We start from the raw sequence: 15,884 nt of genomic DNA, 5'->3' as shown, positions 1-15,884 counted from the left end.
GGTTTCTCTCCGCATGCGCATGAAAAAAGCCCGACCGTTTGGTCGGGCACTATGTGTGAAATTGTGGTTTGCCCTCAGTCAGCTGAGCGAACCCAAAAGCAGACGCTCACTATGTGGACTGCTGGCATTTCTTCTTGTTTCGCTCCAGGCGTAAAGTTCTTCCGTCGGGTGTGTTAAGGTTGTGAGACTTGTGCCAGTACTTCCAGGCTTTTGTGACCGTGTTTCGGTCGACGTTCAACTCGTCGGCAATCTCACCGAATGATTGATCGGCTTCGGCCAACCGGTGAACGTCTTCGGCAATTGCCTGATAAAGCGGAGCTTCGGTGTGCTTGCGTTGGAGCGTCGCTCGACGCGACCGGCCATCGGGAACCGGAAGCCCGCGGTCCTCGTGCCACTTTTTTAGAAGTGCAGTGACACGGCTCTTGCCGACACCGATCTTGTGGCCAATCTCCTTGCACATGAAGCCTTCATCCCAAAGTCGTTTGACCTCCTCGGCTTGCACGCCCGAGGTATCGGGTTTGACGAAATCGATTTCCACGACGAAATCATCATCCGCATTGTTGCTGTCGTGATCTGCCTGGGACGAATCGCCAATCGACAGCGTATCGGCGGGTCGAAAGCGAATCACGCCCCGCAGGAAATGACGTTTCCGATCCTGGAGTTTTATCTCATTGACGACAATTTGGCCGCCGACGAGTTTCCGCAAGGCATTAGCCGCCGCCGGGGTATCCTCGTGGAGAACATTCCCCAACTGCTGCAGTTGCTGCTCGACCCACTCCAGTGTGGGCTCAGTTCCATGCGTTTCTTGGCGGGTTCGGAGTGTCTCGACGCGACGGGCCAGCGAATCGCATTCGTTGCGACGATCTTGCAATCGTGCGGCGACATCGGAACTCGCGTCACCATTCTCGATCGCGTCGACCAATCGATCGATTTTCCTTTGGACACCACGGAGCCGTTCTTCTGCGGATGCCAACTCGCCAGGAACTTGTCTCTGATGACGCTGCCAGGCTGTGCGGAGGCAATCGAAGACTTTCCGCTTCCATTCGGGATTGGCCAAAATCCGTCGACCGATCAAGTCGAGAATCATCCGCTTGGCTCGTGTCCGCGGCAAAGCCGTCTGGCAGGTACAAGGTCCCTTCGTGTAGCTCGGACAAGCGAGGTACTTCCCGTTTACGCCGCCGACATGAAACCGGGCTCCACACTCACCACATTCGATCAGCCCCTGTAACAGATGTCGCGGTGAGTCCGATGTCTCACCAGCCGTCGAGCCGTTGAGTTGACCATTCGGGCGGCGGCGTTTCGATTGACTTTTGCGATTCGCCTGCAGCCGCTCTTGGGCTTTGTCGAATGTCTCTTGATCAATGATCTGGAGATGCGGAAAAGAGCGGGTCCACTTTTCGCACTCCTCAGCAGGCCGAGGTTCTTGCCGCACCTGCCCCGTCAGGGGATTGCGTTGGTTTTTTCTCTGTCCCCACGGCCACTGACCAATGTACTTTGGATTGTCGAGCAGACGCGCGACATACGCATGATGCCAGTCGGGTGTCGTCGCGCGGTGGTCCTTCGGAGCCTCCAGTTTGTTTAATTCGCGAGTAATCCAGCGAATCGACCGATTTTCGACGACGAACCAATCGAAGATGCGGACGACCCATTCGGCCTGCGAAGAATCGATCACATAGACTTTTCGAGGCTTGGCATTGCGACCGCCACGTTGATTCTCGCTGCCCGGCACCGGCTTGGAGGTATACCCGAAACAGTAGTCGCCCGCGGAGAATCCTGCCAAGATCGTCGCAGTCTGCCCCCGGTGGACATTGGCGGCCAAGTCTCGAATGAATTGCTCGGAAACGATACTCAGGACATGGGCCATCAATTCCCAGCCCGCGTGCTTCGAATCCAAGTTCTCGGAGATACACACGACACGGACGTTGTAGACGTGCACCAATTCCTTAAGCAACGGCATCGTAATCACAGACTCCCGGGCGAGTCGGCTGACACTGTAGATATACAGGACGCGAATTCGGCCCGTCTCCGCGGCGGTCAGCATTGCATCCAGCCCATCCCGTTGCAGCTTCGTTCCCGAAATGGCCGCATCCGAGAACTCCAAGTCTGGGTCGATGGCGTCGCCATCCTGCAAAGCCCGTTGCCGACAGGCCTGCTGCTGCGTCTCGATGCTCTCGTTGCTTTGTAAACTACTGCTATAGCGACTGTAGGAGGCGCAACCACTGGCGGCGGCGTGTTCGTTCTCAGTCGGTAGCGGAACACCCGTTTGTGGAGATCCTGTCTTGTGATCGTTCGGAGCAATAGTTTTGATTTGGCTGTCCACTGATGCTGACAAAAATGTCATGACGTTGACCTTTCTTGTTTGGTCGGTGATTGGCAACGGGTCGTACTTGATCAGCCCGATTGCCCAACAGTTTGAAACGCCTGTTGGCGACATCCGCGAAATCTAGAACGCGGCTCTCGCATGGCGCTCGCATGCGTCGGGAATCTAGGCGAGACTTTTGAGGGTCATGTCACAAGTTTGCGGGCGTGACGAGCGAGCGGAGCGACACCGACCAAGCGGATCGCGGCCACTTTCTTGATGAAGATTCTTCCAGACCGTGCGTGACGGGACGCTGGAGAAATCTAGCGGGGCTGGATTACCGCCCTCGAGATCCGGGACGGATGAGAAGAGTCCTGCGTGAAAGCATCACGGCAAGACAACCGACGCAATTCCGGTAAAGTGACCGCACTGGCAAGCGTACGACGGGGAGCCGACTCAGCTGGACGCGCATCGAACGCGTCGATGGCAGCCGATTTGGTCCCGACAGTGAGGCGGCAATAGCTAGAGTTTCCCCCACACTTCACTTGACGCAAAACGCGGCAAAATTTAGCGGCGTGGGGCCTGATGGTGAACTCGTGAAGAATTTCGACCTAACGCAGCGTTTGAATCCGACCGCTCTTGCAAACGCCCCGTGAATAGCTGGACTTCGTCGCGACTGAGGCGGAGACGGTAGGTGGCCCGGCTGTTACCGGGCGCGACGTGTTTCGCAAGGGGCGTCGGCAGTAATTCCTCCAGTCGACGCCAACGATTGTACATTGTCGAATCGGCAGGAATTTGATCGTAGAGATCGTGTGCATCGACCTCACTTCCGGACCTGGCTTTGCTCGCCAACTGCCAGAGCATCTCCCACGGTTTCTTTAATTTTTCCCAATCGGCTGAGATTTTTTCGGTCTTCCAGTATGCAACGCGGGGCTGTCTTCGCAATACAAGACCGCCGCTGGCCACGGCCTCCTCGAACGCCGACAATCCCTCTGGCAGTTCTTGTAGCAGCCGGTGAATCTCATTCAACGCGTTTGCCACGCGTTCAACAACCTCCAGGTTTCGACGGCTAAAGACCTCATAACGCAACGTGCCGCGGTGTGCGTCGATGATCTCCTCCGGTAAATCAAGCCAAGCCGCATCCGCGCTGGGAACATAGGAAACAAAAACTTGGGCCAACACGATTGCCGCATCACGTCGGTGGAAGTCCGGTCCCATCATGCAGGTCTCGCGTGTCTGATTCACATTGCTCTGCAATTCGTTCCAGGCTGCTTGTTCGGCACTCTGCTGCTTCCGATAACTTCCACCGCTCGCGCGTAATGCCGTGTAGAGCATCCGCCGAAACCTCTCCAGGACCGTCACGTGCCCATCAATACGTGTCATGAGGCAGCGGGTGATAAAGTCGCCGACCGGCAACAAACGGGGGTTCAAAGAGGTTACGAATTCGGCCGCTTGTAAACGTCTGCCGGTTGGCGTGAAGAGGACATCTTGAAACATGCGATCGCCGGTTGGCGTGAAGTAGTCCAGCGGACATACCAAGTCGGTCCAAGACTTCTCCCGAATGTTGATGACCTGCTGGCGAACCATCGCCAGTTCATCGAAGGTGTCCGAGCCGTCCCTTGAGACCTCGGAATTGTCGCCAATGACGCAGGTTCCGCTGGCGACTAGCTCCCGTGGTGGGTTCTGTTCGACAAGCTTTGCGGCAATACGTTTCGGCCTCGACAAAGTCTCCAGCGCCCGAGCGGCTGTTACCAACGCATTATCCACCGCTTCGATCGCTAATCGCTCCGGCGTGCCGGTGTTCACCACAAGATTGTGCTGGGGCCAAGCGGCCAATTCTTGAAAGCTTGGCCGTTCCCAAAGTTCCTCCACGCCCGGCACGACGTATTGCTCCATCCAAGCTTCCAGTTCTGTGACTGGGAGTTCGCGATATCGATCGACTCGTGACTTGCACAAAAGTTCATTCGACACAAGTGTACGGTAGCGACGCTCAGCAGTTTCGAGGCGATTCATGGATGAGTTCCTTTTGATGGAAGTCCATTTCCAGCCGAATTTCAATGCTGCTAGGTCAATTTTAGTCGGTCCACGACTCTTACTCCATCCATCGAGCGGAATTTCCCATGTCTGGCGAAGCTTTACGCTCGCGGCCTGCGAAATTCTCGCCTAAATGCGAGCGCGATGCGAGCGCCGTGCGAGGATTCCGCGATAGGGTTGGCGGGAGTTGGGAACGCTGTCACCAAATCGTCCGCCCTCACCCCGAACCATGTCGACTGAACGACTCACATCCGCACAAGCCGCCAGCCGCTTAGGCATCAGCGTCGCCACCTTGTATGGCTGGCTGCGTGAGTCCAATGTGGGCGAGTTCTTCGTGCGTGGGCAAAAATACACAATCGAGTATTTTCAAGGCGGTCGGAACGGGCAGGGACGCATCCGCATTGACGCAGCCGAGGTCGAACGCCTTCAAAACGCCATGCGAGTGCACCCGCGTTCGACGCCCGAGAAACCACCTCGAAGGATGCAGCCGCTTCAGTACCCCGGCATCACCGTCCCCTTGGGACGTCCCGATGACCATCTGCGTTGAAAAAACGCTGTGAAACTGAGGTGTCACCTCGTTGCAACAGCTTTTGCAACATGCGTCGGGGAATTCGTGGGGATCCAGGCGACAAATATGCATTTCAGGCCGTTCAAGGGATTCCCAATGCGGCCCAGAGTGGTTCTTGGTAATGCTGACCCCACTCGCGACCGTAGTGGTCAAAAGCAACCTTGGGTGTATCGCCCATCAGTTCGGCGAGCGTTTCGATCGAGCAGCCGACGCCATCGTTCCAAAAGCCCGCCAACATGCGATGAGCAAAAGTGTGTCGGCAGGTGTAGCACGAATAGTTCTTCCGCACAGGATCCTGGTCCCAGCCCAGCTCGCGTTTGATTTTTCGAAAACGTGTCCCACCGGTCCCCTTCTTCCAAGGCCGGCCCTGCGGATTGCGGAAGACAACGGTTTCGGAACCATCCGTGTTGTCCGAAATCAGATTCCGAGTCAACTCGGCGACGTCCGATCGGACAGGGATCTTTCGAGTTTTTTGGGTCTTGGACGAAAAAATCCGCCACAGCATTCCACGGTCGGTTTCCTCGACATCCGTCGCCGTCAAACGGGCTAGTTCGCAAAACGGCCGCAAGCCCGTTTGAATACCCGCAAAGAGAAAATTCGCAAACGGTTCGTCGGTGGTTGAATACAGAAGTGCCTCTTCCTCGGGATCGATGGAGTGCAGCCGAGGTTTCTGCGGTGGTTTCTTGAGTCCAGTCAACGGACTCCGAACATCGTACATGTCCTGAGCATGGTTGAAGGCTCCCAGCACAATCGTCATCGCATTCCGCTTCGTCACCGGGGATTTCCACGAGTCGTGACTTACGACCCAATGCTGCACGTGTCCTTTGCGTAACTCGTTGACGGGCAATGCTCCGCAATAGCCGCAGAAATCGTTCAAATATCGCACGACTTCCTCGTGGTATTCGGTCCGAATGGTTCCCGCCGCCGCGCGTTGTTGACAATAGTCGATGTAATGTGAACAGATCTTGGCCACCTGCCATTGGTTTTCCGGAGCGTGTTCCGGAGACGGACGCCAATTACCGGCCGCCTTGACGCGTGCCAACGCGAGTTCCGCCGCCTGACGATTGTCTTGGCCGCGGATGGGACGGCCCGCTTCGTCATACAGTCGAACGCGTTGCTTGGTTCCCGGCGGCGTGAAATACCAACTGTCGGTTTGTTTCCAATGCCAGGCTTTTCCACGCGAACGCCGTTGGCGAGCTGAGTGTTTCGTTGTCATTCCTTGGCTCGGCTCCTCTTGCTCGACGCGGTCGACGATTCCTTCGAGCTAGCCGATTTCCGGGGCGCTTGCGACGTCGGCGTTGATTTCCGAAGGGCTTTGCCGTCCGATTCGTCGTCAGCGAGTATTGTGGAAGCATGATTTCTTCGGTTGCCGCCCTCGCCAATCGCGTTCCAGAGCGGATCCTGATAATGCTGGCCCCATTCCCGGCCGTAGTGGTTGAAGGCCACCTTCGGAGTATCACCGATCAACTCCGCCAGGGTCTCGATCGAGCATCCCATACCCTCGGTCCAATAGCCGGAAAGCATCCGATGCACAAACGTGTGACGGCAGGTGTAGCAGGAGTAATTGCCTTTGACGGGGTCCTGGTCCCATCCCAACTTCTTTTTAATGGTGATGAACCGCACGACACCCGTCGTCCGCTTCCAAGGGTTGCCATGGGTATTTCGGAACAGTGGCAAGCCTGACCCCTTGGGTGCGGTTTTCATCAGCGTGCGTGTCAGCTCCGCCACCTCCGGCCGCACCGGAATTTTTCGCGTCTTTTTAGTCTTGGACGAATACACCCGCCACATCATTCCGCGGGGCATTTCCTCGACGTCATCGGCCGTGATGGTGGCCAACTCGCAGAACGGTCGCAGCCCCGTGTGAATCGCCGCGAACAGAAACTGCTCGAAACACCGTTCGGTAGCACCATAGATGGCTTGCTCATCGTCGGGAGTCAGCGAAGCCAATCGCGGTTCAGCTTTCGGCTTCTTCAAACCCTTGATCGGATTGGCCACACCATACATCGCGGCCGCTCGATTGAACGCCGCCTGCACCACCGAGATGACACCAGCCCGGGTGGCCGGACTCTTCCAAGTCGGATGATCGTCCATCCATTTTTGCACGTGCCCTTTCTTGAGTTGAGGCACCGGCAGTGCCCCGCAGTAACCACACAAATCGTTCAACCAAGCTCGGGAGTTATTGCGATGACTCTGACTGATGGAGCCTTTTGCCAACCCCTGTTCACAGTATTGCAGATACTCGGAGCATACCCGCGCGACAAGCCATTCGCCTCCCGCAATTGCCCCTGCAGAATCGTCTTGCCACGTGAGTTTTTCCCGGGCCAACGCGACCTCTGCAGACTCACGGTTTTCTTTACCACGGATACGCTCGCCTTGCTCATCGAAGAGTGGAACGCGTTTCTTGGTCCCGGGCCGGGTGTAATACCAGCAGTCCGTTTGTTTCCAATGCCAAGCGGACCCGTGCGATTGTCGCCGCTTCTTCGCTTTCCGCCCCATTGACTTCCCCCCCGAAGGTGTCGCCGCAGTTGAACTCAGACGGCGATCACCGGATACTCACTTCTTCATATCCCACGAGATTCGGAACATTGCTCGACTGGAGATCGGCCCATGCAATTCTGGAAACCACGACCCCAACGAGAATTGATCACCCGATTACTACATAGAATAACTACACTCACTCTTATCACCCTGACATCGATTCTGTCAATATGTTCGGCAAAAACTGGTCTTTCTGCGGAAAACTGGAGTGTACCAAACATTGTGCTAATACTTGCGGACGATCTGGGTTATGGGGACTTGTCGTGCTATGGGCAGGAGACGTTGCGTACGCCGCATTTGGATCGGATGGCTCGGGAGGGGATGCGGTTCACTCAGCACTATGCGGGTTCGACGGTCTGTGCTCCATCACGTTGCGTGCTGTTAACGGGTAAGCACACGGGTCATGCTCGAATTCGTGGGAACGGCCCTAGTCGATTGCTCGATGAAGATGTCACGATCGCACATCGACTGAAATCCGCCGGGTACGTGACTGGTTGCGTCGGCAAATGGGGAGTGGGCAATCCACCACCGTTGAACGACCCGAAGCGGATGGGGTTCGATTATTTCTACGGCTACGTGAATATGTATCACGCTCACAATTTCTATCCCGAATTCGTGATCCGAAACGGGACCCGAGTGCAACTACGCAATCGGGTGGCGGAAAAGTGGAAGCCGTTTCTTGATCTGGCTGATCCCCGGCATGGTCGGGGGGTGGCCATCAAACGATTGGATTATGTGCCGGATTTGGTGGCAGACGAGGCGGTGCAGTTCATCGAACGGAATCAAGAGCGTCCGTTCTTTCTCTACTTCGCGATGAATGTGCCGCATGCGAACAACGAAGCCGGTCGGCAGGGAATGGAAGTTCCCGATCAGTACGAGTTCGATCAAAAGGATTGGCCAGAACCCGAGCAGGGATTTGCGGCGATGATCCGTAACATCGATCGCGATGTGAATCGTGTTCTCGTGACACTTCAGAAGCTCGGCTTGGACGAGAACACGCTTGTCATTTTCACATCCGACAACGGACCGCACAAAGAGGGAGGCCACTCGGCAACGTTCTTCAATTCCAGCGGTGCGGTTCGGGGAACGAAACGGGATGTGTATGAAGGCGGCGTGCGTGTTCCGTTCATTGCCCGTTGGCCGGGGACGATTCCGGCGGGCACGACGAGCGACCACATCTCAGCGTTTCAAGATGTGCTGCCCACGTTGTGTGAACTTGCGAAAGTGGATCCGCCGCAAGACATTGACGGCATTTCCATGATTCCCACGTTCACGGGGCACGCAGACGACCAAACGCAACATCCGTATTTGTATTGGGAGTTTTTCGAGCAAGGTGGCAAACAAGCGGTTCGCCAAGGGGACTGGAAAGCCGTCCGGTTGAACACGCTTCGCAATCCCAATGGACCACTCGAACTCTACAACCTCAAAGACGATCTGAAAGAACGAAACAACATCGCCGCTGACCATCCGGAGATCGTGCAGACAATGGAAAAGATCATGATTGAAGCCCACCGCGAACCCGCGGAATGAACATTGTGATCATTCCACGATGATTCGAGGGCCGACGCTCATTCCGACTCAGGTTCTTCGGTTTCGACGGGGTCCTTCAATTCGACTTTTTCATCTTCGACGACAGGTGGCAGTTCTTTCGGCCCGTCAGCACTGACCTCGCTCGGTGGGATGAGTTCTGCGACGGCCGGTTTCACGCTGTTATCCAAGAGCACTTCAATTGGGTATTCCCGAATCACGCCCCAGGTGTATCTGCGAACGGTCCCCGTCGTCAGCTTCTCCTCCGTATAATCGGCTGACCCTTTCATTAAGCCTTCCAAGTCTTCGGCGTATAATTCGCTGCCGTCGTTTTCCCGTTCTTGCATCGCGGTTTGCCAGGCATCGTAGGTGCCTTCGGCATTCTTTTTCTCGAAGAAGTCCATCAAGGCAAAGACAAGCAGAACTCCCAGCACACCAAAGACAACCCCTCGGACAATCCAATCCTTTTGAGAATTCTTTTTCTTGCTTGTTTTGTCTTGCGATGGATTCGCGTCACTCATCGGTTGGTCCTTGCATGGCCATTGGTGGTAAGTCTTTGGAACGCAGGTCGCTAATTGAGCCCAAGATACTCCGGTCAAGACAGAGTTTCCAACCCGATTTCGGAAATCGTCTTGTTCACTCGACGGGGTTTCGCTGCCAAACCGTTTTGCGTTGCGATCGATCTCGATGATTCCGAATTTGGTCACACCAGTCAGTTGGAATGCCGGGAAGTTTTTGCGTCATCGCTTCGACGGTCTCCGTGAACCCGGTCCATTCCTCCAAGATTTCGAACACGAATCCGCTTGGGTGAAAAAGTTCAATCACAAGGGCGCTCGCGGACGAACTCTCCCGTTGATACCCCGACACTGCGTCGATGGCTTCCCAGTAAATCCCCGAAGCCAAATCGGGGCGGTCATCGCACCAGATACCACGGTCATCGACTCGCAAACGAGGAAATTCATCGGACACGTTACGCTACTCTCTCAGAGGTGTTATGTTCACTTGCTGGATCGGCCGGTTTGCTCAACAGTTTCTGGCGGGCAATCGAATTTTCTAGGAAGTCTGATTATGCATATTTGTTTCTTCGATATCGATGGCACGCTGCTCCTGAGTGGCGGTGCGGGGCAGGCGGCCATGGAGGCGGCTCTTGTGGCGGAGTTCCAAACCCAGGAGGAACCGCATGGCATCTCCGCGGCTGGACGGACGGATCGAGCCATCGTCACCGACTTGATGGCGTTCTATGGCATCGAGCACGACGACGCTGTTTACGAGCGGTTCTTGGGGGTCTATTTGACGCATCTGCCGAAACATCTTTCCACCGGTGGTGGAGCTGTGCTGCCGGGAGTGGAAGACGTTTTGGAAGCCCTGCATACACGGGACGATGTCCGACTTGGCTTGCTCACCGGAAATTATGCTCAGGGAGCCGAAGCGAAGTTGAAGCACTTCGGTCTGCATCACTACTTTCAATTTGGCGGTTACGGGGATCGCCACACGGACCGAGCGGATGTCGCTCGAGAGGCGTTGGCTGCGTACCGCGAACTTCACCCCGAGTGCAGCACCGAGGATACACTGTGGGTTATCGGTGATACTCCACATGACATCACCTGCGGACGAGCCATCGACGCCAACGTGATCGCTGTCGCGACTGGAATGTTCACCAGCGAGGAACTTGCCCAATACGAGCCGGATCATCTGTTTGACGACTTTTCCGATGTCAAACGGATGCTCGCCGTGTTTCCATAAGGCAACAGAACCCGCGAATCGTTGCCAATGTCAGAAAAAATCGGGGTTTACCACTTCCCAAACGTCGGTTCTCCCCGGATCATGGACACGGAAGTGTGAGAATGGGACGGGTAACAAGAATAGGCAACAAGGAGATCAAATCTCATGAAGAACGTTTGGACAATGTTAACACTGGTCGCGATCGGTGGCCCGTTGGTCGCCAATGCGGCTGAAGGCCCCGTCTTGGCTCCAACGCCGGACCCGGAGTACCGCACGCCGTTACCAAACGAACTGCCCGTGCTCCCACGGCCGAACACCATCCGCACGATCCCGGTGCAACCACGGACAATTTCGGTCGCCCAACCGCTGCCGTTGTTCCCGAATGTGCGGGTTGAAGACCGAGACAACATCCATCCGTGTGCGGTGAAGGAAATCATCCGGGTGAAAGACCCTCGCCCCAACTGCCACGCCTGCGGAAGTCCGGGCTATGTGTTCATCGAAATCTGTGTTCCGCCGAATTGCCGACCGGAAATCGACATCAAACGCAAAGACGGCAGCAAAATTGAATACGACTACGGTGACTACGAAGTCGAAATCACATCGAAAAAGGGTTACGTCAAAATCGACTACGACGACTAAAGCAGCAGACGATTGATCGCAACGGGCCCGTGGATTCACGGGTCCGTTTTTTTGTGGGTTCTACTCGCGGCTGATGACTTCATCGAGATTCAACATCATACGAGCCACCACGACCCATGCAGCGGATTCCTCGGCCGAGACCGATTCGGAGCGATGGAGTTTCGTTAACTCGATCGCGGCTTCTGGGTGAGCTTCGTAGTACTCGCGAGCGGATTGCAGCAACTTCCGAAAGACGGCGACTGATTCCGAAGACGCCGGGCGAGCGGTACAAATTTCGAACCCACGACGAATACGAGCCTCATCATCGTCGTCGGAGGGCAACTCAGTCAGCAAGCGTTCCGCCAACGCCTGAGCCGCCTCCACGAACACAAGGTTGTTCAATGTGGTGAGGGCCATCAAAGGTGTGTTCGACGCTCGACGTTCCACCAGAGTCGTGTTGCCATCGGGACAATCAAAGGTTGTCAAATTCGGATGCGGAGCCGTTCGTTTGAAGAACGTATACATTCCCCGCCGATAACGGTCTTCGCCGTCGCTGGTCTTCCATCGGAAGTTGTTCGCGTAGCTCAAGGCGGCGACGTCCGAAGGCATTGGTGGGAACACGCTTGGCCCGCCGACTTTTCGAGAGAGCGACCCGCTAGCCGCCAAATACACATCTCGCACGAGTTCCGCTTCCACACGAAAACGGTTCTGCCTCGCGAGCCAATTGTTCTGCGGGTCTTGCTCTTGAAGGTCGGGCCGAACTTGTGATGACTGTTGATAGGTCGCGGACATCACAATGTATTTGATGAGTTTTTTCCGACTCCAGCCAAACTCAGTCCGGAACCGATGAGCCAAGTCGTCAAGCAATCGCGGATGCGTCGGCGGTTCACCACGGACGCCGAAATCGTTCATGGTCGGTACCAAACCGCGTCCGAAGAGTGGTCGCCAAATGTGGTTAACCAGCACACGCGGCGTGAGCGGGTTCTCATCCGAGACCAGCCACAACGCAAGGTCCAATCGGTCCGGCTGGGACTTTTCATCACGGGACGTCAACGGAGGCAAAACCGCGAGCGTGTTCGGTTCCACTTCTCCTTGCGGTTGAAGAAAATCTCCCCGACGGAGTAAGTGTGTCGTGCGGGGGCTCTTGGTTCGTTGAGAGATCACACGAACGGTCATGAACGGCGATTGCGGAGCTTTTTTCTTGAGCTGTTCTTGTTGTTTCAGGAGAACTCGTCCGGTATCCGAATCCGCAAATGCGTAATCCAGGATCATTTGATTCTGCTTCACACTGCGTTGATCGGACGGGATTTGAACGATCTCCCGGATCTTTGCTGGCACCCCTTCACCGGGTTCGGTGCCCGTGCGTGCTTCGATGTGAAAGCGGCCGATGGTGTGTTGACTGCCGTAGTTCTGTTGGAGTTCGATCTTGATCCAATTCGATTTTCCATCGCCATTCACGGGTGTCGCGAAGACGAAAACCGCTTCATGGTCTTTGCCCATCTGCGGTGAGATCGCCCAACCGGATTTCGGTTTACCGTCAAATGCCCCAGCCACGTCCCATTTGTTCTGCGAGAAGTCAGCCGTCGCGGATTGAATGGGTTGAGGCTTGGCCTTTTTGAAATCTTGGTTCACACTGGATTGGACCTGGAACTCATTGAGCACAAAGTTGCCGTGCGCTGTCCGTCCCGGTCCCTTTGATGGAAGTTTCGGATCGGCCAGTGTTCGCAATCGCAGACCTGTGACGTTCTTCTGATCGGTTTTCGCGATGATGGTGTATGTGGCGGACGCGGGATTTTTCCCCGTGGCCAAGTACGAGCCATCGGTCTGCGTATCGAATGTTGCCCCGCCGGTTGATTTCACTTGGACGATTTCCAACGGGTGAAATTCGATTCGGTTTGGGTCGGCCTTGGCGAGTTCCTGTTGCAAGTTGTCCGCCCATTGATCGAGTTTGGTGCGGAACTCCTGTTTTGCGTTGTGGATTTTTTCCGCATGAGCGGCCAGCAGGCGGTCGTGGGTGGCTTTGTCGCGTCGGTACCGTTCGAGTTCGGCTTCGCTCTTGGCAACTTCAGTGTTGGTCTCGTCACCGTTGTTGAAGAAGGCAAAAAGTTGATAGTACTCCGCTTGCGAAATCTGATCGTATTTGTGCGAGTGACATTGAGCACACCCGACGGTCAGCCCCAACCAAACGGTGCCGGTGGTGTCCACGCGATCGAACACCGCTGCCACGCGGAATTCCTCTTGGTCCGTCCCGCCTTCGGTGTTGGTTAGCGTTTGGCGGTGAAACGCGGTCGCCAATTTTTGATCGGGTGTTGCATTGGGAAGTAGATCGCCGGCAAGTTGTTGGATGGTGAACTCATCAACGGGCAGATCATCATTGATCGCATCAATAACCCAATCCCGATACCGCCAGGCATTCATTCGCGGACGGTCTTTCTCGTAGCCATCGGAGTCGGCATATCGGGCTTTGTCTAACCAATGCCGCCCCCACCGTTCGCCGAAATGCGGGCTACTCAACAGCCGATCGACTGCGTGTTCGTAGGCATTCGTTCTTTTGTCTCGAATGAATTCTTCAACCTCGGCTGGTGTGGGTGGCAGACCGGTGAGATCGAGAAACAACCGTTTGAGCAGCACATGCCGATCGGCTCGTGGTGACGGTTCCACACCGGCTTCCTGCAACTTGGCAAGTACGAAGCGATCGATGTCGTTTCGCACCCAATCGGAGGTTGGTAGTCCTTTCCGTGCGGTCTGTTGCAATGGTTGATAAGACCAGTGATCCGATTTGACGACGAGTTTTTTGCCGTCATCGGGCCAATCGGCACCGGCGTCGATCCATCGTCCGATCAACGCGATTTGATCGTCACTCAGCGGATGGATGTCGTCTTCATACGGTGGGGGCATCTTGAGTGATTCGTCATCACTGCTGATCCGGTTCCACAATTCACTTTTCTCACTTTTCTTCGGTTCGAGCAAAGGCCCGGAATCGCCGCCCCGCAACGCGGTCGCTCGGTGATCGAGACGCAACCCGCCCTCTTGCTTGTCCACACCGTGACACGCACTGCAATGTTTGGTGAGAAGCGGTTCGATGTCGCGTTGAAACTCAATCGGCGGACTGTCTGCGACGGTCGTCTGCCCCCACATCGCAATTACGCAGAGGCAGAAGGTTGTCCGAAACAATGAATTCATCATGAGCAGTCTTCCATTTTCTACAGCCGCGTTGACCACTCCATTAAACGACGCCCGACCACGTCGGTCAACACATGTGGATTTGCCAATGCATGGCTGACGGGAAATCTGTCCCCCCTTAACCTCGATGCGTTCGGTCACTACAGTACGGGAAATCTCGTTTCTGGAAGGAATCCTATGAGTACGCCCCACGAACCGTATCCCCCTCCACCCGAAGGGGGATATCCGTTGCGAAAAGAACCGACCGCGAAACCCTCTGCCGCGAAATCGTCTCTGGAACCAGACGAACCGGCCCGTTCCCGAAAACGTCGCAAGCCACCGGGCAAACCGCGACGCTGGGGGTTCCGATTCGCGGTCTTGTTGCTACTGATTTCGGTGGCGGTGAATTTTGTGATGTTCTCCCAATACCGCGAGTACTTCGCGGCGATGAAGTCGCCATCTGAACGGCTTCTATCGGGGGATGCGGAATCCGAAGACAAAATCGCGGTGATTCGGATTGAAGGCACGATCATGCCGCCGTTTACCGCGAATCTGTTGAAGCAAATCAAGAAAGCGACGGACGATGATTCCGTCAAAGGTGTGTTGCTCACGGTCGACAGCCCCGGTGGTTTGGTGGCGGACAGTCACCAGATTTATCATCGGCTCGTCGAACTCCGCGAGACCGGCAAGCCGATCTACGTGGCCATGAAACGGATCGCCGCTTCGGGCGGGTACTATGTTTCGATGGGGTGCGGTACGGAAGGAAGAATCTTTGCTGAACCGACCACCTGGACCGGGTCCATCGGTGTGATTATCCCGCGTTATGACGTCAGCGGTTTGGCGGATTCCTGGAAAGTGCGGTCTGATCCGCTAAAAACGGGCCGATTCAAAGATGCCCTGAGTCCATTTCGCGAACTCACCGCCGAAGAACGGCAATTGTGGGGCGGAATTCTGAATGAATCCTTCGAACGCTTCCTAACGGTCATTGATGAAAACCGTGAAACGCTGGTCCGTCGAGAGTCAGCCGCTGTTGCGGAGAAGCCCGGTGACAACGTGATTCCGCATTCGTTGGAGTTGGTGGCGTACTCCAATGGTGAAGCGACCAGCGAAGACTTGGCGACCGGCCGCATCTTCCCGGCAACGGAGGCACTGGAAAAAGGACTCGTCGATGAGATCGGGTTCGAAGACGACGCCCTCGACGCGTTGCAGAAACAACTCGGGCTTGAGAATGCTCGAGTGGTCACGTATTCCAATCCGCTTTCGTTGCTGCAACAACTGCTCGGATTCATGGAAGTGAACGAACCGAACCACGATCGACAGCGTGTCCTAACCGCGACCGTTCCACAAGCCATGTACTACTTTTCCTGGGTGCCGCCAGTTTGGCCAATGTCGTTGGAAACGCCGTAAATATGGCAA

General features: G+C 55.6%; 12 protein-coding genes. 5 read left to right on the top strand and 7 right to left on the bottom strand.

Going from position 1 to position 15,884, the window contains the following annotated elements; translation table 11 throughout:
* Positions 1 to 109 precede the first annotated feature (109 nt).
* Positions 110 to 2,341, bottom strand: a complete 2,232-nt coding sequence (locus G6R38_RS07030) for a recombinase family protein (RefSeq protein ID WP_166821987.1) — start codon at positions 2,339 to 2,341, stop codon at positions 110 to 112.
* A 525-nt stretch (positions 2,342 to 2,866) separates the two neighbouring features.
* Positions 2,867 to 4,312: a hypothetical protein gene (locus tag G6R38_RS07025; RefSeq protein WP_166821984.1), complete on the bottom strand. Its 1,446-nt coding sequence runs from the start codon at positions 4,310 to 4,312 to the stop codon at positions 2,867 to 2,869.
* Between the two features lie 250 nt (positions 4,313 to 4,562).
* Between G6R38_RS07025 and G6R38_RS07020 the strand changes: the two genes are divergently transcribed.
* Positions 4,563 to 4,880, top strand: coding sequence for a helix-turn-helix domain-containing protein (locus tag G6R38_RS07020; RefSeq protein ID WP_166821981.1), 318 nt, complete (start codon positions 4,563 to 4,565; stop codon positions 4,878 to 4,880).
* 103 nt (positions 4,881 to 4,983) lie between these two features.
* Here the strand turns inward: G6R38_RS07020 and G6R38_RS07015 are convergent, their stop codons facing one another.
* Positions 4,984 to 6,117, bottom strand: a complete 1,134-nt coding sequence (locus G6R38_RS07015; protein ID WP_166821978.1) for a tyrosine-type recombinase/integrase — start codon at positions 6,115 to 6,117, stop codon at positions 4,984 to 4,986.
* Entirely contained in the window at positions 6,114 to 7,397 is a 1,284-nt protein-coding gene (locus G6R38_RS27815) for a tyrosine-type recombinase/integrase (protein WP_206028494.1), read from the bottom strand. The genes G6R38_RS07015 and G6R38_RS27815 overlap by 4 nt, the downstream gene beginning before the upstream one ends.
* A gap of 264 nt (positions 7,398 to 7,661) precedes the next feature.
* On the opposite strand from G6R38_RS27815, the gene G6R38_RS07005 reads away from it, so the two are divergent.
* Complete coding sequence (locus G6R38_RS07005; RefSeq protein WP_240928109.1) at positions 7,662 to 8,969, top strand: arylsulfatase; 1,308 nt, start codon at positions 7,662 to 7,664, stop codon at positions 8,967 to 8,969.
* A 38-nt stretch (positions 8,970 to 9,007) separates the two neighbouring features.
* Here G6R38_RS07005 and G6R38_RS07000 read toward each other — a convergent pair whose 3' ends face one another.
* Both G6R38_RS07000 and G6R38_RS06995 read right to left on the bottom strand, forming a co-directional pair.
* Entirely contained in the window at positions 9,008 to 9,487 is a 480-nt protein-coding gene (locus G6R38_RS07000; RefSeq protein ID WP_166821972.1) for a hypothetical protein, read from the bottom strand.
* 115 nt (positions 9,488 to 9,602) lie between these two features.
* Positions 9,603 to 9,935 (bottom strand): hypothetical protein, encoded by a 333-nt coding sequence (locus G6R38_RS06995; protein WP_166821969.1) that lies wholly within the window; start codon positions 9,933 to 9,935, stop codon positions 9,603 to 9,605.
* 99 nt (positions 9,936 to 10,034) lie between these two features.
* On the opposite strand from G6R38_RS06995, the gene G6R38_RS06990 reads away from it, so the two are divergent.
* Together G6R38_RS06990 and G6R38_RS06985 are read left to right on the top strand one after the other, a co-directional pair.
* Entirely contained in the window at positions 10,035 to 10,709 is a 675-nt protein-coding gene (locus tag G6R38_RS06990; protein WP_166821966.1) for an HAD family hydrolase, read from the top strand.
* A gap of 144 nt (positions 10,710 to 10,853) precedes the next feature.
* A complete protein-coding gene (locus tag G6R38_RS06985; protein WP_166821963.1) occupies positions 10,854 to 11,327 on the top strand; it encodes a hypothetical protein in 474 nt (157 codons plus the stop codon).
* 60 nt (positions 11,328 to 11,387) lie between these two features.
* Here G6R38_RS06985 and G6R38_RS06980 read toward each other — a convergent pair whose 3' ends face one another.
* Positions 11,388 to 14,492, bottom strand: a complete 3,105-nt coding sequence (locus tag G6R38_RS06980) for a PSD1 and planctomycete cytochrome C domain-containing protein (protein ID WP_166821960.1) — start codon at positions 14,490 to 14,492, stop codon at positions 11,388 to 11,390.
* A gap of 174 nt (positions 14,493 to 14,666) precedes the next feature.
* Between G6R38_RS06980 and sppA the strand changes: the two genes are divergently transcribed.
* Positions 14,667 to 15,875 carry a signal peptide peptidase SppA gene (sppA, locus tag G6R38_RS06975; protein ID WP_166821957.1) on the top strand — a complete coding sequence of 403 codons (1,209 nt, stop codon included), beginning with the start codon at positions 14,667 to 14,669 and terminating at the stop codon, positions 15,873 to 15,875.
* Positions 15,876 to 15,884: the final 9 nt, after the last annotated feature.

It is taken from the genome of Thalassoroseus pseudoceratinae (assembly GCF_011634775.1).
Lineage (GTDB): Bacteria > Planctomycetota > Planctomycetia > Planctomycetales > Planctomycetaceae > Thalassoroseus > Thalassoroseus pseudoceratinae.
The sequence above is the reverse complement of the archived record's forward strand: the minus strand, read 5'-3'. Positions and strand labels throughout refer to the sequence as shown.